Raw genomic sequence first — 17,128 nt, 5'->3', positions numbered from 1 at the left:
CCATCGTTCCTCCGCGTCGCCGCGCGTCAGACGAGGGATTCCCGCCACGCCGCGTGCAGCTGCGCGAACTTCCCCGTGCCCGAGATGAGGTCCTCCGGCGTGCCGTCCTCGATGATGCGGCCATGTTCCATGACGAGCACCCGGTCGGCGATCGCGACCGTCGACAGGCGGTGCGCGATGATGATCGCCGTGCGATCGGCGAGCAGCGTCTGCAGCGCGTCCTGGATCTGACGCTCGCTCGGGATGTCGAGCGACGCCGTCGCCTCGTCGAGGATCAGCACGGCGGGATCGGCGAGGAACGCGCGCGCGAACGAGATCAGCTGCCGCTGACCCGCCGACACGCGTCCGCCGCGCTTGTTCACGTCGGTGCCGTAGCCATCGGGCAGGCGCTGGATGAAAGCATCCGCCCCCACAGCCCGTGCCGCGGCCTGGATCTCGTCGAGCGTCGCATCGGGCTTGCCCAGCGCGATGTTGTCGGCGACGGTGCCGCTGAACAGATACGCCTCCTGCGTCACCATGACGATCGCGCGGCGCAGGTCCTTGGGGTGCAGACTGCGCAGATCGACGCCGTCGAGCGACACCTCGCCGCGCGTGGGGTCGTAGAAGCGGGAGACGAGCTTCGCGAGGGTCGACTTGCCCGCGCCCGTCGTCCCCACGAGGGCGACGGTCTGGCCGGCGGGGATGTCGAGCGAGAAGCCCGGGAGGATCACGCGGTCGTCGGAATAGCCGAACAGCACGTCGTCGAAGCGCACATGACCGCGGGCGCTCCACAGGTCGACCGGCTGGGTGGGGTCGGGCACCGTCGGCTCCTCCTCGAGCACACCCGAGACTTTCTCGAGTGCCGCCGTGGCGGACTGGTAGGAGTTGAGGAAGAAGGCGACCTCCTGCAGGGGCGAGAAGAAGTTGCGCACGTACAGCACGGCGGCGATGAGCACGCCCACCGCGATGCCGCCCTCGGCGACCCGCACCCCACCCCAGAAGACCACGAGCGCCAACGACACCGAGGCGATCGCCATGAGCCCCGGCTCGAAGGTCCCGAAGAGCTGGATCGAGCGCATGTTCACGCCCCGGTACTTCAGCGAGAGGTCGCCGAACTCCTCGTCGTTGCGGGTCTCCTTGCGGAACGCCTTGACGGCCCGGATCCCGGTCATCGTCTCGACGAACTTCACGATGACCTGCGCGCTGATCACACGCGACTCGCGGTACACCAGCTGCGACCGCATGTAGAACCACCGCATCAGCAGCATGAGCGGGATGCCCATGACGACGAGGATCAGACCCGACTGCCAGTCGATCAGCAGCAGCGCGATGAGGGTGAACCCGCCGTAGAGGATGCCCGAGACCAGCTCGTTGAGGCCGCCGTCGAGCAGCTCGCGGATCGTGTCGAGATCGCTCGTCTGCCGCGAGATGATGCGACCCGACGTGTACGACTCGTGGAACTCGAGGCTCAGCCGCTGCGTGTGCAGGAAGATGCGCTTGCGCAGATCGAGCATGATCGCCTGCGTGAGCCGCGCGGCGACGACGACGTACCAGGCGATGAGCGCGGCCCCCGCGATCGCGGTGAGCAGGTACACCGCGACGACGCCGACCGTCGGCATCCAGTCCATGCGGTCGACCACCGCGGGCAGTGCGGTGTCGATGCCGTAGGCGATGAGCGCGGGTCCCGCGACGCGGAACGCCGTCGAGACGACCAGCAGCGCGCCCGCGAGCACCAGCTGCCAGCGCACCGCCGACATGAGCGATCCGAGCAGGCGCAGCGAGCGTCGACGGATCTCGCGGCTCTCGGCGCGCGTGTAATCGGAGCGGTCCTCGCCGCTCGTGCCGGTCACGGTCGTGCTCACGGGTTCACCTCCCCCGCCCGCATGCGGGCCTCCGGGTCTTGGGCGTTCCGGGCGGCGTCCTCGAGGCTCGAGATGACGTGCCGGTAGTGCGCGCTCGTGCGCAGCAGCTCGGAATGTGTGCCCACCGCGGAGATCCGGCCCTCCTCGAGCAGCGCGACGCGGTCGGCGAGCGTGACGGTCGAGGGCCGGTGGGCGATCACGAGCGCGGTCGTGGCGTGCAGCACCTCGCGCAGGGCGTCCTCGACGAGAGCCTCTGTGTCGACGTCGAGCGCCGAGAGCGGGTCGTCGAGCACGAGCACCGCCGGACGCGCGGCGACGGCCCGGGCGAGCGCGAGACGCTGGCGCTGACCCCCCGAGAGCGAGAGCCCCTCCTCGCCGATGATCGTGTCGACTCCGTTCGGCAGGTCCTCGACGAAACCGGCCTGCGCCACCCCGAGCGCCTCACGCAGAACCCGTTCGGCCTCGGCGGAGCCGGGCTCCAGATCCTCGCGGCCCAGCAGCACGTTCTCGCGCACCGACTGCGAGAACAGCGTCGCATCCTCGAACGCCATACCCACGTGCGTGCGCAGCTCGCGCAGCGAGAGATCGCGCACGTCGACGCCGTCGAGCACAACGCGTCCGCCGGTGACGTCATACAGCCGCCCCGGCAAGGTGGTGAGCGTCGTCTTTCCCGACCCGGTGAGCCCCACCAGCGCCATCGTCTCGCCCGGCCGCAGCACAAGGTCGATGCCATCGAGCAGATCGCGGTCGCCGGCGACGGCATCCTGATACCTGAAGTGCACGCCCTCGAAGACGAGCTCGCCCCGCGGGCTGTCGAGGGTGCGGGGATGCTCGGGGTCGGTGATCGTGTTCTGCTCGTCGAAGACCTCGAACAGGCGATCGGTGGCGGTGCGCGCGTCGAGCATGAACGAGAACAGGAATCCGATGGACTCCATCGGCCAGCGCAGCACGGTCGCCATCGCGAAGAACGCGACGAGTTCGGATGCCTGCAGCTGACCGAGCGCGGTGAGGTAGATGCCCGCGCCCAGGCACAGCGCGAAGGCGATGTCGGGCAGGAGCACGAGCCAGAACCAGATCCAGCCGATCGCCCGGGCCTTACTCAGCTCGGTCTCGCGCAGCGTCTCGGCCTGGCGGGCGAACTTGCCGAGCGCGTACTTTCCACGCCCGAACGCCTTGAGCACGCGGATGCCGTGCACGCTCTCCTCCACCGAGGTGGCGAGGTCGCCGGCCTGATCCTGGCTCTGCCGCGCGAGCGTGCCGTAGGTCTTCTCGAAGCGGTAGCCGGCGTACCAGAGGGGCGCCGAGGTGACCAGAAAGATGACACCCAGCAGCCAGTGCCACCGGAACAGCAGCACGAGGCCCACGACGATCGTCAGCACGTTCACGACGAGCAGCACGAGGCCGAAGGCGAGCCAGCGGCGCAGCATCGAGATGTCCTGCATCATCCGGCTGAGCAGCTGCCCCGACTGCCAGCGATCGTGGAATGCGACGGGCAGACGCTGCAGCCGGCCGTAGAAGGTGCGACGCAGGTCGTACTCGACCATGGTCGCGGGCCCGAGCACGAACCAGCGGCGCAGCCACACCATGGCCGCCTCCGCCAGGCCCAGCCCCAGGATCGCGGCGGCACCCCACGCCATCTGCACGAGGTCGCCCGAGGCGACGGGACCGCCCACGACCACTTCGAGCACGAGCGGGATCGTCAGCGCGAGCAGCGCCGCGACCAGCGCGCTCGCAGCACCGAGGGCGAGTCGCGGCAGCACCGGACGCGCGAACGGAATGAGCCGGGCGAGGGATCCGAGCGTCGACGATTCGGCGCGGGGCGGGGGCGTGGCGGTGCGGGTCATGATCCTTGTGGGAGGTCGTGCGGTGGCGCCGGGATCTGGCGAGGGGTGTGCGCGACGCGAGGAGTTCCAGCGGTGGGGCAGGAGCGATCGTGCAAGACGTCGGCAAAAGAGCCTTTCAGCCTATGCCCGGAATGTCACCGCTGGCAACAATCACCTCCCGGTCAGCGCGCCGCCTCGCGCGCGAGCAGCGACCGCTTGACATCGAGCCCCCACGCGAAGCCGCCGAGCGTGCCGTCCGCGCGCAGCACGCGGTGGCACGGCACGAACAGCGCGGGCGCGTTGCGCGCACAGACGGATGCCGCGGCTCGAACCGCCGCCGGGGACCCGAATGCCGCGGCGAACGACGTGTACGTCAGCGGCGCGCCGGGATCGATCCGGCGCAGCGCGCTCCACCCGCGCTCTTGCAGATCCGTGCCCCGCTGGCGCACGACGACGCCGTCGATCGCGGCGATCTCGCCGGCGTAGTAGCTCCGCGCCGCCTCCGCGGCAGGCGTCGGGCCCGCACGCAGTTCGGTCGGACGCAGGGAGGGGTGGATGCGGGCGGTGAGCGCCGCGGGATCCGCCGTCCATCCCGAGGCCAGGACGCTGCCGTCCTCGGCCGCGATGATCGTGAAGGCGCCGTCCGGCGTGGCGATCGTCTCGACGAGCGCGGCCGGTGCGGCGTGTGCCGCGAGCGCGGTCGGTGCGGAGGGAGTGCGTGTGCCGGTCATGCCGGGATCCTCTCGGTCGGTCGGTCGGCATCGAGTGCCGTGGGCGGCACGGGGGCCGCAAGGGCTGTGCGCCAGAGGTGCCCGGTGAGGTAGGACCGCCACGGCGCAACCCGTGACGCCCAGGCGTCGAGGGCGCGCGGATCGCCGGGGAGGCCCGCGCGCACCGCCCCGGCGCGCGCGGCGACGTCCGCCGGCAGGAACACATCGGGGTCACCCGTGACGCGCATGCGCACGTAGTCGGCGGTCCAGGGTCCGATCCCGGGCATCGCGAGCAACGCGGCGCGCTGATCGCGCGCGTCGTCGCCCGGGCTCAGCTCGAGATCCCCGGCCGCGATCGCGGCGGCGGTCCCGACGATCGCCCGGATCCGCGCGGCGGGGCCCCGCAGCACGTCCGCGCCGTGCTCGGCGATTGCCGCCATCGTCGGGAAGAACCGGTCGATCGGGGCCGCCGCGGTTGTGCTTGTGCCTGCGCCTGCGCCTGTGTCCGGGGTTGTGCCTGGGCTTGTGCCTGTGCCTGCACGCGCGCCTGTGCCTGCACGGGCGCCCGAGCCTGCAAGCGCGCCTGTGCCTGCACGCGCGCTTGTGGCGACAGCATCCCGCGTGGTGGCGGCATCCCGCGCCCGAGCCGCGTCGCCGGAACAGGAGTCGGCGTCAGAACAGGACGAATCACGCGCCAAAAATCCTGTTCTCGCAGCATCTCCTGTATCCGGCGCGCCGTCGAGGCCGTCGGGCAGGCGCTCGCCGAGCGCGTCGGTCAGACGGGCGAGCGCGGTGCGGGCGGCCGCGACCGATATCTGCTGGCCGATCATCGCGCGCACGAGCATCTCGTGCGGATCGGCGGCACCCGGCACCCGCAGGCCCGGGGTCCGAGCGACGAGGGGCGCCACGGCCGGGTGAGCCGCCAGCGCCGCATCGATCGCAACGGGATCGGCGTCGAGGTCGAACAGGCGCCGCGCCCGCGCGACCACGCTGGCCAATCCGCCGAGGTGGGCGAGGCGGGCCTCGAGGCGCACCCGATCGCCGTCGGCGCGCAGCCGGAGCACCGCGGGTCCGCCCGGCATCTGCAAGGTCCGCGCGAAACAGTGGGATGTCGCCGCCTCGACACCCGGGATCGCGCGCGCTGCCATCCAGGCGAAGAGTCCCGCCGCATCGAACGGCGCGCGCATGGGAAGGGCGAGCTGGATCAGGCCGGGCGCAAAACCGGGCGGAGCGGAGGCCGCACGGCGCCGCGCGCGGAGCTGCGTCGGGGTGAGGCCGAACACCTCCCGCACGGTGTCGTTGAACTGCCTCACGCTCGCGAAACCAGCGGAGAACGCCACATCGGCGGCGGGCATATCGGTGCCGACCAGCAGCATCCGTGCCGTCTGTGCCCGGTGAGCCCTGGCCAGAGCGAGCGGCCCGGCGCCGAGCTCGGCGGTGAGCATCCGTGTGAGGTGGCGTGTCGAATACCCCAGCCGGCGGGCGAGCCCCGGCACACCCTCGCGCTCGATGACGCCGTCGGCGATGAGGCGCATCGCCCGTCCGGCGGCGTCCGCGCGCAGATCCCACGCGGGCGAGCCCGGCGCCGCCTCGGGCAGGCAGCGTTTGCAGGCGCGGTACCCGGCCTCGTGCGCCGCAGCGCTCGTGGCGAAGAACGACACGTTGCCAGGCTTCGGCGTGCGCGCGGGACAGCTCGGGCGGCAGTAGATGCCCGTCGTGCGGACGGCGGTCACGAACTGTCCGTCGAAGCGCGTGTCGCGCGACGATATCGCCCGGTAGCGCTCGTCGAACGTCATCGCCGGATGACCCGGAATGGCGTTCGGTGGCGATGTCATGTCCCCAGCCTGACACGGCCGCACCGCACCCGCTCGCGGAAATCGGACACGGCGGCGGCAGTGCGCGCGCCGGGCTTGGCCGGCCCAAACGGACAACATTCCGGATGAACTTACGACCGGGCGCATTGATCACACGGATAGTGACCCGGACCGGCCATCACTCCGGAATGTTGTCCGCCCACGTCGGGGCCGGAGCCCCGGATCAGTGGAAGAAGTGGCGCTCGCCCGTGAAGAACATCGGGATGCCGGCAGAGCGCGCCGCGTTGATGACCTCTTCGTCGCGCACCGAGCCCCCGGGCTGGATGATCGCCGAGATGCCGGCGTCGATCAGCACGGCGGGTCCGTCGGCGAACGGGAAGAACGCGTCGGATGCCGCCACCGAGCCGGCCGCGCGGGCACCCGCGCGCTCGACGGCCAGTCGGCACGAATCGACCCGGTTGACCTGCCCCATGCCGATGCCGACGGTGGCCGAGTTCTTGGCCAGGACGATCGCGTTGGACTTCACCGCGCGGCATGCCTTCCACGCGAAGATGAGACCGGTCATGTCGTCCTCGGAGGGACGCTCCCCAGAGACGAGCTCCCAGTGCTTCGCCACCGATTCGATGTCGTCGGGGAACCGATCGGCGTCCTGCAGGAGCAGCCCACCGGAGACCAGGCGCACATCCATCGGCTCCTGCTTCCAGTCCGGCGGCAGCTGCAGCAGGCGCAGGTTCTTCTTCTCGGCGAAGACGGCGAGCGCCGCGGGCTCGAAGTCGGGCGCGACGATGACCTCGGTGAAGATGTCGCGGAGGTTCTCGGCCATCTTCAGCGTCACGGTGCGGTTCGCGGCGATGACACCACCGAATGCCGAGACCGGATCGCACTCGTGCGCGCGCAGGTGGGCGCTGGCGATCGGGTCGAGCGCGCTCGGCGCCCCGACGGCGATGCCGCACGGGTTGGCGTGCTTGATGATGGCCACCGCGGGCTTGACCATGTCGAAGGCGGCCCGAAGCGCGGCATCCGCGTCGACGTAGTTGTTGTACGACATCTCTTTGCCCTGCAGCTGACGCGCCTGCGCGATGCCGTGGCCGCCGAGGCGGGTGTAGATCGCTGCGCGCTGGTGCGAGTTCTCGCCGTAGCGCAGGGTCGCGAGGCGCTCGGCCTTGATCGTCAGGTGCGCGGGCAGGTCGAGGTCATCCGAGAGCGTGCCCTCGGCGAACCAGGCGGCGACGGCGGTGTCGTAGGCGGCGGTGTGCGCAAAGGCGCGTGCGGCGAGCTCGCGCCGCTGCGTCAGCGTCGTGCCGCCGGAGCGCACCGCGTCGATGATCGCGGGGTAGGACTCGGGCGAGACGACGATCGCGACGTTGGCGTGGTTCTTCGCCGATGCGCGCACCATCGCGGGGCCGCCGATGTCGATCTGCTCGACGACGTCGTCGCCCTGCGCGCCCGAGGCGACCGTCTCGACGAACGGGTAGAGGTTCACCACGACGAGCTCGAACGGCGAGATGCCGAGGTCGGCGAGCTGACGCTCGTGGTCTTCGAGTCGCAGATCGGCCAACAGGCCCGCGTGCACGCCGGGATGGAGGGTCTTCACACGCCCGTCGAGCGATTCGGGGAATCCGGTGACGCTCGCGACGTCGGTGACGGCGTGCCCCGCATCGCGGATCGCCGCGGCGGTCGAGCCGGTCGAGACGATCTCGACACCGGCCTCGGCGAGCGCGCCCGCGAGCACGAGCAGGTTGGTCTTGTCGCTGACCGACACCAACGCCCTGCGGATCGGCACGGCATCGCGATCGCGGTAGAGAGAGGGGTCGTGGCTGGGTCCTGCCATGGGCGGCTCCTTTGCGGTGGGGGCGGGCGGCGGATGCTGAGCTCAGGCGTGCGCGGACGGTGCCGCGAGATCGAGCTCGCCGGTGGCGATGCGTCGCACGACATCGATCAGCAGCCGCCGTTCGACGGGCTTGATGCGGTCGTGCAGGGAGTGCGGAGTGTCGCCGGGGAGCACGGGAACGCGCTCCTGCGCGAGGATCGGACCGGTGTCGACGCCGTCGTCGACGACGATGACACTGGCCCCGGTCTCGGTCACCCCCGCCGCGAGCGCGTCGCGCACGCCGTGGGCGCCCGGGAACTCGGGCAGGTATGCCGGATGGGTGTTGATGATGCGCGGCGCGTAGGCGGCGACGACGTCGTGCGGCAGCAGACGCATCAGGCCGCTGAGCACGATCAGATCGGGCGTCCAGACATCGAGCTGCCGGCGAAGCTCCTCGCCCCACTGCTCGCGGGTGTCGAAGTGATCGAATGCGACCATGAACGAGGGGATGCCGAACTCTTCGGCGTGCCCGAATCCGTCGGCCTCGCGATCGGCGCCGATCACGACGACCCGCGCGGGGTAATCGGGGTGCGCGGCGGCCTCGAGCAGGGCACGAAGGTTGGATCCCGTGCCCGAGATGAGGACGGCGACCGTGAGCACCCGCCCAGTCTAGTCCGCGGGGTGCGCGCTGCCGGGGTGCGGGGGCAGGCGCTCGATGGGCGCCGTCTCGTCTGTGTCGCCGCCGGGCTCGCCCTCAACGGACGCGGGCGCGGCTGCGGTGGTGGGCCCAGCCCCGGTGGCGGCGGGCGCCGCGACCCGCTCGATCGGCGCGGTCTCGTCGAGGTGATGCCAGCGATCGGGCTCGTCGTGCGCGCGACCCCACCGCTCGGCCCGGCGCAGGGTGTCGTCGTGGCTGTGCCGTCCGGGCGCCCACGCTCCCGCGCCGTGGGTCGCGGCGGCCAGCGCCCCGCCGCTGCGCAGGGGCGCGAGGAGCAGGATCGCCGCTCCGACGAGCACCTCCGCCCCCACGGCCAGCGCGACCATGCCCGCGTGCGGTCCGACGTCGACGAGCGCCCCCGGGCCGAGGGAACCCGAGGCCGCCACCGCGAGCCCGGCCACGATCCCGGCCACGACCAACGCCGTGGCGAGCGCGGTGACCAGGCGCGGCAGCATCCGATCGGTCGATGCTGACGCGGGCGACGCCGCGGCGTCTGCGGCCGCGACGAGGTCGGACCGGGCGACCCAGCCCGCGAGGGCGCCGGCGGCGACGGGGATCAGCACGACCAGCAGCAACCACATGCTCTGCACCTCGGGCAGCGCGCCCAGCACCGGGATGCCCGGAACCGGACCGATCTCGGTTCCGACGGGCGAGACCGCGGTGCCCGCGCCGAACGCGAACCCGGGGCCTGCGATCCAGGCCACCGCCCAGATCACGAGCGTCGGCAGGTAGGCGAGCTGACCGAGCGTGATGATCGTGGCGCCGACCCCGTCGATGTTGCCGGCCTGGAAGAGGGCGATGATCTCACCCGCTCCGGCGAACACGGCAACGGCGAACGCGATCGCGCCGGCGCCCACGAGCACCGCCGCGGCGATGATCGACGCGCGGACCGTCGCCTCGACGACGTGCGCCCAAGGCCGGCCGTGCGCCGCGAGGGCGTCGCGCACGGCGTCGACGATGCCGTCATCGCCCTCGTTCCATGCGCAGGCGATGCCGCCGGCCAGCACGGCGATCGTGTACACCGCCGCGGGGTAGAGGATCGCCTGCCAGAGCACCGGTGCCGCAACGGGGTTCGCCGAGGTGAGCGCGACGAGCGTGGATGCCGCGGCCGACACCGCGAGCGCGGATGCGGCACCGGTCAGCCACGCGCCCGCGCGCGCGGCGCGCGCCCCGGAGCGCAGCCCGAACACGGCGCTGAACACCGCGAGGGCGAGAGGCGCCACGGAGAGGGGGAACGACGCCGCATCGACCGGGATGCCCGCCGCGATCAGTTCGGCGGGCAGCGTGATCTGCATCGGCACGAGGTGACCGAGCTGCCAGATCGCGCCCGTTGCCGGCCAGAGCGCCGCCCAGTCTGCGGCCGACCCCATCCCGAACACCCAGAGCAGCGTCAGGGGTGCGGCGACCATCGCCAGCCCGACCGCCGCCGCGATGGCGGCGTCGAGGGCGCAGAGGAGGGCGACGAGAACGCGGTACATGCCCGAACGACCCTACCCGCGAGCGCGGACGGGGCCGGCCTGCCTCGCCGGGCTCTCAGGCCTCGGCGGGCGCTCAGGCCTCGGCGGGCTCGAGCACGAACAGCGCGATGCGGCGATCGGTCCTGGTCTGGTACTCGTCGTAGTCGGGCCACACCGAGGCGGCGCGGGCCCACCACTGCTCGTACTCGTCGCCCTCGACCGCGCGCGCGACATAGTCGCGCTTGACGGCGCCATCCTGCAGCTCGACGTGCGGGTTGGCGAGGATGTTGTAGTACCACTGCGGCGGCTTCGGGGCGCCGCCCTTGGACGCGACGACGGCGTACACGCCCTCGTGCTCGACGCGCATCAGAGCGGTCTTGCGCAGTCCGCCCGACTTGGCCCCCACGGTGGTGAGGACGATGATCGGGACCCCGCGCAGCAGGTTGGCCTCGGTACCGTTCGAGGCCTCGTACTTCTCGGCCTGAGTGCGGGCCCAGTCGGCGGTGCTCGGCAGATATTCTCCGGTCAGTGGCATGGTGCCCAGCCTAGCCGCGGGTGCACACGAAGAGGGTGGATGCCGAGGGCACAGGCCCCGGCATCCACCCCTCTGTGCGAGACGACTACAGCGCGGCGATCACCGCGCGCATGAGATCGGCCGTCTCGGAGGGCGTCTTGCCGACCTTGACGCCGGCGGCCTCGAGGGCCTCCTTCTTGGCCTGCGCGGTACCCGCCGAGCCCGAGACGATGGCACCGGCGTGGCCCATCGTCTTACCCTCGGGCGCGGTGAAGCCCGCGACGTAGCCGACGACGGGCTTGGTGAGGTTGGCCTTGATGAAGTCGGCCGCGCGCTCTTCGGCGTCACCGCCGATCTCGCCGATCATGACGATCGCCTTCGTCTCGGGGTCGGCCTCGAACGCGGCGAGCGCGTCGATGTGGGTGGTGCCGATGATGGGGTCGCCGCCGATTCCGATGGCGGTCGAGAAGCCGATCTCGCGCAGCTCGTACATCATCTGGTAGGTCAGGGTGCCCGACTTCGAGACGAGGCCGATCGGGCCCTTGCCGGTGATGTTGGCGGGCGTGATGCCGACCAGCGACTCGCCCGGGGTGATGATGCCGGGGCAGTTCGGGCCGATGATGCGGGTCGTGTTGCCCTTGGACTGCGCGTAGGACCACGCCGCGGCGGTGTCTCCGACGGGCACGCCCTCGGTGATCACGACCAGCAGCGGGATCTCGGCGTCGATGGCCTCGACCATCGCATCCTTGGTGAAGGCGGGGGGCACGAACGCGATCGACACGTCGGCGCCGGTGGCCGCCATCGCCTCGGCCACGGAGGCGAACACGGGCAACTCGACGGGGTTGCCGTCCTTGTCGGTGTGCAGCACGGTCGTGCCGGCCTTGCGGGCGTTGACGCCGCCGACGACCTGCGTTCCGGCCTTGAGCATCAGCGCGGTGTGCTTGGTGCCCTCGCCGCCCGTGATGCCCTGGACGATGACCTTGGAGTCCTTGTCAAGAAAGATCGACATTGCTTCAGTCCTTATGCGTTCGCGAGTTCGGCGGCCTTGTCGGCGCCTTCGTCCATGGTCTCGGCGAGTGTGACGAGGGGGTGGGCGGCGTCGCGGAGGATCGCGCGCCCCTCCTCGACCTTGTTGCCGTCCAGGCGCACGACGAGCGGCTTGGAGGCGCTGGAGCCCAGCTCGGCGAGCGCGCCGACGATGCCCTTGGCCACCGCGTCGCACGCGGTGATGCCGCCGAACACGTTGACGAATACGCTCTTGACCTGCGGGTCGCCGAGGATGACGTCGAGCCCCGCGGCCATGACCTCGGCCGAGGCGCCGCCGCCGATGTCGAGGAAGTTGGCGGGCTTGACTCCGCCGTGGCTCTCGCCGGCGTAGGCGACGACGTCGAGGGTCGACATCACGAGGCCCGCACCGTTGCCGATCACGCCCACCTCGCCGTCGAGCTTGACGTAGTTGAGGTCGTTCGCCTTCGCCTTGGCCTCGAGCGGGTCGGCCGCGTCCTTGTCTTCGAGCAGCGCGTGCCCGGCGTGACGGAAGCCGGCGTTCTCGTCGAGCGAGACCTTGCCATCGAGCGCGACGATGTCGCCCTCTTCTGTGAGCACGAGCGGGTTGACCTCGACGAGCGTCGCGTCTTCGCTCTTGTAGACGGTGCCGAGCTTGACGAACACGTCGGCGACAGCATCCACCAGTTCGGGGGCGAAGCCCGCGGCCTGCGCGATCTCGCGGGCCTTGGCCTCGTCGATGCCGGTCAGCGGGTCGACCTCGACGCGGGCGAGCGCCTCGGGTCGCTCGACGGCGAGCTCTTCGATCTCCATGCCCCCCTCGACGCTGGCGAGCGAGAGGTAGGAGCGGTTGGCCCGGTCGAGCAGCAGCGAGAAGTAGTACTCCTTGTCGATGCGGGCGCCCGCGGCGACCATGACGCGCTTGACGACGTGGCCCTTGATGTCGAGGCCGAGGATGGCCTTCGCGGCTTCGTAGGCCTCGTCGGCGGTCTTGGCGACCTTGACGCCGCCGGCCTTGCCGCGGCCGCCGGTCTTGACCTGCGCCTTCACGACGACGACCCCGCCGATCTTCTCGGCTGCGGCCTTCGCCTCCTCGGGGGTGTCGGCGATGATGCCCGGGAGCACCGGCACCTCGTATTTCTCGAACAGATCACGGGCCTGGTACTCGTAGAGATCCACGTTGCTAATCCTTCAATGGGGCGACGGGTGCGGACGGAGAAAAGTCTCGATATCGAGAGATCTACCGGTCATCCAGCGTACTACCCGCGCGCACGGCGGCCCGCACGCGCCGGGTTCAGCGGATCGGCTTCAGATCGCTCGTCGCGGGTCCCTCGATGCGGACGCCCTCCGCCGTGAACCGCGACGCGTGCAGCGGGCAGTCCCACGTGCAGGCCGCGTCGTTCCACTCCAGCACACCGCCCAGGTGGGGGCAGATCGCACCGACGGCCCGCGTGTGGCCGTTCACCGTCGAGATCGCGACCGGCATGCCGGCGCGGTTCGCGACCACTCCCTCGCCCTCCGGCGGGCGGGCCACGGGCACCGCGTGCGCCTGCGCGCCCGCCCACCGGGTCAGTGCCGCGCGTCCCACGCGCGCGTTTTCCGCAAGACCGCGTGCGATGTCGGAGGGCACGGTCAGGCGCGTGGAGAGGCGCTGCGTGAAGCGGGGGCGATCGCGCCAGCGCGTGCCGCGGATGTCGTCGGCGAGGCGCAGCGCGGCCGCGGGTCCGTTCGTCAGGCCCCACTTGCCGTACCCGGTCGCGAACCTCACGCGGCCGAGCGAGCGCGGCATGCCCCCCACGAAGGGCACGAGGTTGTGGGATTCGTAGTCCTGCGCCCACCAGCGGTGCGTCTCGCGCGCATCGGGGAAGTGCTCGCGGGTCCACGCGACGAGGTCGTCGATGAGCGCGCGTTCGGACTCGGCCCGGCCGACGGGGTGTCCGTTGCCGCCCACGATGAGGCGCGCCGGCCCGGCCGGACCGTCCGCGGCGCTCACCGCGCGCACCGACCGCGAGGGGTCGTCGATCGAGAGGAACATCCCGGGCGGGATCTCGGCGTCCGTCTCGAACGCGACGCAGGAGGAGCGCAGCCCCTGCGTCTTGGCGAAGTAGAGGCCCCGATCGTCGATCGGCGTGCCGGTGGCCAGGATGATCCGGCCGGCGGCGACCTCGACAGCATCCGTCAACACACGAGGGCGCGGCAGCACCCGCACCTTCCGGACACGCACACCGGTATGCAGGACGCCGCCCGCGGCGACGAACGCGCGGGCGAGGGCGTCGGCGAGCCGCACGGGGTCGATCGCCAGCTGACCCTCGAGCGCGGCCGCCCCGGCCAGCGGAAACGGTGGCGCGGGGATGTCGGCGGGATCCACCCGTCGCACCGACAGCCCCGCCTCGCGCGCCGCCGCCACCTCCGCGTCGACGAGATACAGACCCGCGCGACCCTGCACGTAGGAGTACGCCGTCTGCGTCGTCGTGGGCACCCCTGCCTCGTCGGCGAAGGCGCGCAGCCATTCCATGCCCGCGCGATTCGCGTCGACGTACGCGCGCACGAGCGAGGCCGGGTGATGCCGTCGCAGGGTCGAGAGCACGCTGCCCTGCAGGAGGGAGACCTTGCCGGTGTTCGCCCCGGAGGCGAGCTGAGCGATGCCACCCGACTCGAGGATGGCGACATCCCGCCCCTCGCGCGCCAGCATCACCCCCGTGACGAGCCCCGTGATGCCCGCACCGACGATCACGACGTCGTGGTGCGCGCCTGGCTCGGACGGGACGGAGGCCTCCGGCGGGTGCCGGTCGGATTTCCACAGCGATGTCATGCTGGCCAGTGAAGGGGCGGGGAGTCGACGGGGCAACGGTCTTGACAGCGCGGGTGCGAGCGAGGACGGCACCGAGTGCCGGATCGATGCGGATTCGATATCGCCGTCGACACGCGCGCCGATAGGCTCTGAGTCGACATGAGCGAGACACCGTCCCCGTCCGCCGCGCGCACCACCGTCGTCGCCGCGGCCCTCGACCTGTTCGCCCGGCAGGGATTCGAGGCGACCTCCGTCGAACAGATCGCGCAGGCCGCCGGGGTCTCCCGATCGACGTTCTTCCGCCAGTTCGGCGGCAAAGAGGACGTCGTCTTCGCCGACCACGAGATCCTGCTCGCCGACGTGCGCGCCTGGCTCGAGCGCGGGCACGAGAACCCGTGGGTTGCCGTCTGCCAGGCCTCGGAGCGGGTGTTCGCGCACTTCGCCCGCGACCCCCAGGTCGCCCGCCGACGCTACGAGATCGTGCGGCAGGTGCCGGCCCTGCGCGAGCGCGAGATCGTCACGGTCTTCCGCTACGAGCGCCTCTTCGACGAGTACCTGCGCGAGGCGCTGCCCGGGATCGATCCGCTCGACGCCGTCGGATTCGCCGCGCTGGTCACGGCCCTGCACAATCACGTGCTGCGCCGCCTGCTTCGGGGCACCAAGCGCGTGCCGGCGTCCGTGCTGCGCGCGGCGCTGGATGGCGCGCTGCGCCGCTACGGCGTGCAACCCCAGGCCGAGGCGCCTGCCGCCGACGACGTCGTGGTCGCGGTGTTCCCGCGCGCGATGCCCGCGGCCGAGATCGCCCGCCGCGTGCGGAGCGAACTCGACCGCTGACTCGCGGGTCTGTCCTTCGGGGCGGTCGCGGCGCTTGCGCGGTCGCGGCGCTCGCGCGGTCGCGGCGCTCGCGCGGTCGCGGCCGCGGCGAACCCACATTTTTGCAGCGAACCCACACTCGACGCGTGGTGGCTCGCTGCAAAAATGTGGGTTCGGTGCGGCGCGCGCCCGGCCGCGCCCGCACTCATCGGCCGCCGTGGTCAGCGTCGGGGCGTCGAGATTACGTTGGGGCGTCGAGACCACGTTGGGGCGTCGGAACCGCGTTGGGGCGTGGAGCAGCGCGCCCCAACGTGGTCTCGACGCCCCAACGCCCGGGACCACGCCGCCCAACGCCCGGGACCACGCCGCCCAACGCCCGGGACCACGCCGCGCAGCGCCCAGGACCGCGTTGCACCCCGCCCGGAACACGCGCTGGCACCGCGTTCCACATTTGCTGACACCGGATGCCGGGAGTAGCCTTCCGGCATGACCACGACGGTTGCCCCCACAGCATTCCCCGGCGAGCACCTGAGCCGTTACGACGTGACGGGCCGACTCGACACCGACTACTACGCACTGTTCACCGACATCCCGGCGGAGGATCGCGCCGTGTGGGAACGCGCCAGGGCGTATGTCGATGAGGTCGCGCCGCGAATGCGCGAGGCGTGGGACCGCGCCGAGTACCCGCTCGAGGTCGCGCGGCGCATGGGCGAGCTCGACCTCGTCAACGACGGCATCGAGCATCCCGACCTCACCCGCTTCTCGCCGCTGGCCGCGGGCCTGGTCAACATGGAGGTCTCCCGCGGCGACGGATCACTCGGCACGATGCTGGCCGTGCAGGGCGGCCTGGCGCTGCGCACGCTCGCCCTCTTCGGATCCACCGCGCAGCAGGAGCAGTGGCTCCGACCCCTCGCCACGGCCGAGGTCCTCGGCGCCTTCGCCCTCACCGAACCCGACCACGGCTCCGACTCGGTGTCGCTCGAGACGACGGCACGACGCGACCCCGCAACGGGCGAGTGGGTCATCCGCGGCGCGAAGAAGTGGATCGGCAACGGCGCTTCCGGCGGCGTCACGTTCGTCTGGGCGCGCATCGACGACGAGGGGGCCGAGCACCACGGCGCCGTGCGCTGCCTGCTCGTGGAGCAGACCCGCGCCGGGTATACGGGAACACCGATCGCGGGCAAGGGGTCGCTGCGCGGCATCCATCAGGCCCACATCACCCTCGATGACGTTCGGGTTCCCGCCGAGGCGCTGCTGCCGGGCGCTCGCACCTTCAAGGATGCCTCGACCGTGCTCTATGCGACGAGGTCGGGAGTGGCGTGGTCGGCGCTCGGGCACGCCACCGCGTGCTACGAGGCGGCACTGACATATGCCCAGCAGCGCATGCAGTTCGGCAAGCCGCTCGCGAAGTTCCAGATGGTGCAGGAACGCCTCGCGCAGATGCTGGAGGAACTGACGGCGATGCAGCTCTACTGCCGGCATCTCGCCGACCTCGAGGCCTCGGGAGGACTGCGGCCGACGCAGGCGTCGCTGGCCAAGTTCCACAACACCCGGGCCGCCCGCCGCATCGCCGCGGTCGCGCGCGACCTGCTCGGCGGCAACGGCATCCTGCTCGAGAACGGCGTCATGCAGCACATGGCCGACATCGAGGCGATCCACACATATGAGGGCACGGAGTCGATCCAGGCCCTGCTGATCGGCCGCGACATCACAGGCATGAGCGCCTTCGCCTGAGCGGCGACTCGACTGGGAGCGGCTCGACGCGGCTCCGCGCTGACGCGACAACGTAGCGGCGTTGGGGCGTCAGGATCACGTTGGGGCGCGCTGCTCCG

Annotated in this window: 13 protein-coding genes; 2 read left to right on the top strand and 11 right to left on the bottom strand. The window is 71.4% G+C overall.

From position 1 onward, the window contains the following. Positions 1-26 precede the first annotated feature (26 nt). From AB2L57_RS04885 to AB2L57_RS04835, 11 genes are all read right to left on the bottom strand, one after another. Positions 27-1,841, bottom strand: coding sequence for an ABC transporter ATP-binding protein (locus tag AB2L57_RS04885; protein WP_292810641.1), 1,815 nt, complete (start codon positions 1,839-1,841; stop codon positions 27-29). Further along, complete coding sequence (locus tag AB2L57_RS04880) at positions 1,838-3,685, bottom strand: ABC transporter ATP-binding protein (protein WP_292810638.1); 1,848 nt, start codon at positions 3,683-3,685, stop codon at positions 1,838-1,840. Before AB2L57_RS04880 ends, AB2L57_RS04885 begins: the two co-directional genes overlap by 4 nt. A 161-nt stretch (positions 3,686-3,846) precedes the next feature. Then, complete coding sequence (locus AB2L57_RS04875) at positions 3,847-4,395, bottom strand: methylated-DNA--[protein]-cysteine S-methyltransferase (protein WP_292810636.1); 549 nt, start codon at positions 4,393-4,395, stop codon at positions 3,847-3,849. Further along, on the bottom strand, positions 4,392-6,209 hold the full coding sequence (locus tag AB2L57_RS04870) for a DNA-3-methyladenine glycosylase 2 family protein (protein ID WP_409048215.1): 1,818 nt from the start codon (positions 6,207-6,209) through the stop codon (positions 4,392-4,394). The genes AB2L57_RS04875 and AB2L57_RS04870 overlap by 4 nt, the downstream gene beginning before the upstream one ends. A 202-nt stretch (positions 6,210-6,411) precedes the next feature. Beyond that, entirely contained in the window at positions 6,412-8,019 is a 1,608-nt protein-coding gene (purH, locus tag AB2L57_RS04865; protein ID WP_292810632.1) for a bifunctional phosphoribosylaminoimidazolecarboxamide formyltransferase/IMP cyclohydrolase, read from the bottom strand. A 42-nt stretch (positions 8,020-8,061) separates the two neighbouring features. Further along, on the bottom strand, positions 8,062-8,658 hold the full coding sequence (gene purN, locus AB2L57_RS04860; protein WP_292810630.1) for a phosphoribosylglycinamide formyltransferase: 597 nt from the start codon (positions 8,656-8,658) through the stop codon (positions 8,062-8,064). A 9-nt stretch (positions 8,659-8,667) separates the two neighbouring features. Beyond that, positions 8,668-10,194 (bottom strand): DUF6350 family protein, encoded by a 1,527-nt coding sequence (locus tag AB2L57_RS04855; RefSeq protein ID WP_409048214.1) that lies wholly within the window; start codon positions 10,192-10,194, stop codon positions 8,668-8,670. Between the two features lie 73 nt (positions 10,195-10,267). Continuing rightward, on the bottom strand, positions 10,268-10,708 hold the full coding sequence (locus AB2L57_RS04850) for a nitroreductase family deazaflavin-dependent oxidoreductase (protein ID WP_292810627.1): 441 nt from the start codon (positions 10,706-10,708) through the stop codon (positions 10,268-10,270). An 85-nt stretch (positions 10,709-10,793) separates the two neighbouring features. Next, the gene (gene sucD / locus AB2L57_RS04845; RefSeq protein ID WP_292810624.1) at positions 10,794-11,696 is read right to left on the bottom strand and encodes a succinate--CoA ligase subunit alpha; all 903 of its coding nucleotides are present in this window, start codon (positions 11,694-11,696) and stop codon (positions 10,794-10,796) included. Between the two features lie 11 nt (positions 11,697-11,707). Then, complete coding sequence (sucC, locus tag AB2L57_RS04840) at positions 11,708-12,871, bottom strand: ADP-forming succinate--CoA ligase subunit beta (protein WP_409048213.1); 1,164 nt, start codon at positions 12,869-12,871, stop codon at positions 11,708-11,710. A 115-nt stretch (positions 12,872-12,986) separates the two neighbouring features. Continuing rightward, complete coding sequence (locus tag AB2L57_RS04835) at positions 12,987-14,504, bottom strand: FAD-dependent oxidoreductase (RefSeq protein WP_292811206.1); 1,518 nt, start codon at positions 14,502-14,504, stop codon at positions 12,987-12,989. A 138-nt stretch (positions 14,505-14,642) separates the two neighbouring features. Here AB2L57_RS04835 and AB2L57_RS04830 point away from each other — a divergent pair, with 138 nt between their 5' ends. Then, a complete protein-coding gene (locus AB2L57_RS04830) occupies positions 14,643-15,317 on the top strand; it encodes a TetR/AcrR family transcriptional regulator (protein WP_292811209.1) in 675 nt (224 codons plus the stop codon). 465 nt (positions 15,318-15,782) lie between these two features. Next, positions 15,783-17,030, top strand: coding sequence for an acyl-CoA dehydrogenase family protein (locus AB2L57_RS04825; RefSeq protein ID WP_292811211.1), 1,248 nt, complete (start codon positions 15,783-15,785; stop codon positions 17,028-17,030). Positions 17,031-17,128: the final 98 nt, after the last annotated feature.

It is taken from the genome of Microbacterium sp. HA-8, from assembly GCF_046111165.1.
Classification (GTDB): domain Bacteria; phylum Actinomycetota; class Actinomycetes; order Actinomycetales; family Microbacteriaceae; genus Microbacterium.
Note: the sequence above shows the minus strand (reverse complement) of the source record. Positions and strands in the feature narration are given on the sequence as shown.

What these genes read in the sequence shown, in the direction of transcription:
- AB2L57_RS04880 (WP_292810638.1), bottom strand. Translation starts at nt 3,685, where the DNA reads ATGACCCGCACCGCCACGCCCCCGCCCCGCGCCGAATCGTCGACGCTC.
- AB2L57_RS04875 (WP_292810636.1), bottom strand. Translation starts at nt 4,395, where the DNA reads ATGACCGGCACACGCACTCCCTCCGCACCGACCGCGCTCGCGGCACAC.
- AB2L57_RS04870 (WP_409048215.1), bottom strand. Translation starts at nt 6,209, where the DNA reads ATGACATCGCCACCGAACGCCATTCCGGGTCATCCGGCGATGACGTTC.
- purH (WP_292810632.1), bottom strand. Translation starts at nt 8,019, where the DNA reads ATGGCAGGACCCAGCCACGACCCCTCTCTCTACCGCGATCGCGATGCC.
- AB2L57_RS04855 (WP_409048214.1), bottom strand. Translation starts at nt 10,194, where the DNA reads ATGTACCGCGTTCTCGTCGCCCTCCTCTGCGCCCTCGACGCCGCCATC.
- AB2L57_RS04850 (WP_292810627.1), bottom strand. Translation starts at nt 10,708, where the DNA reads ATGCCACTGACCGGAGAATATCTGCCGAGCACCGCCGACTGGGCCCGC.
- sucD (WP_292810624.1), bottom strand. Translation starts at nt 11,696, where the DNA reads ATGTCGATCTTTCTTGACAAGGACTCCAAGGTCATCGTCCAGGGCATC.
- AB2L57_RS04835 (WP_292811206.1), bottom strand. Translation starts at nt 14,504, where the DNA reads ATGACATCGCTGTGGAAATCCGACCGGCACCCGCCGGAGGCCTCCGTC.
- AB2L57_RS04830 (WP_292811209.1), top strand. Translation starts at nt 14,643, where the DNA reads ATGAGCGAGACACCGTCCCCGTCCGCCGCGCGCACCACCGTCGTCGCC.
- AB2L57_RS04825 (WP_292811211.1), top strand. Translation starts at nt 15,783, where the DNA reads ATGACCACGACGGTTGCCCCCACAGCATTCCCCGGCGAGCACCTGAGC.